This window comes from Frankia sp. Mgl5 (assembly GCF_023242985.1).
Lineage (GTDB): Bacteria > Actinomycetota > Actinomycetes > Frankiales > Frankiaceae > Parafrankia > Parafrankia soli.
Map to the genome: position 1 here is coordinate 1 of NZ_JALKFY010000079.1, position 282 is coordinate 282.

The following is a 282-nucleotide window of genomic DNA, read 5'->3' on the forward strand; positions in this document are numbered from 1 at the left end:
GTCGGATGACGCGCGGTACGTGACCGGCACCGTCGTCCCGGTCGACGCGGGCCAGCTGAACAAGCGGTAACACCCGGAGTGCGCGAAGCGGGTGCGGCGGGTTCGCCGCACCCGCCCGGTCCGAGGGTGCTACGGCGTGAGCAGGTCCAGGGTGCCGAGGTCGCGGATGGCGGCGCACGCGTTTGTGATCATGGAGAGGAACATCCGGTCGGAGTTCTCGGTGGGTTCGTTGGTCGCGTAGACGGAGCCGAGCACGGTGAGTAGTGGTGCCTGTGGGGTTCC

The 282-nt window shown here is 68.8% G+C and carries 1 pseudogene; it reads right to left on the bottom strand.

The window, feature by feature from the left end:
- Window positions 1–129: 129 nt before the first annotated feature.
- Window positions 130–282: pseudogene (locus MXD62_RS08445) on the bottom strand (aminoglycoside phosphotransferase); the annotation flags it as partial.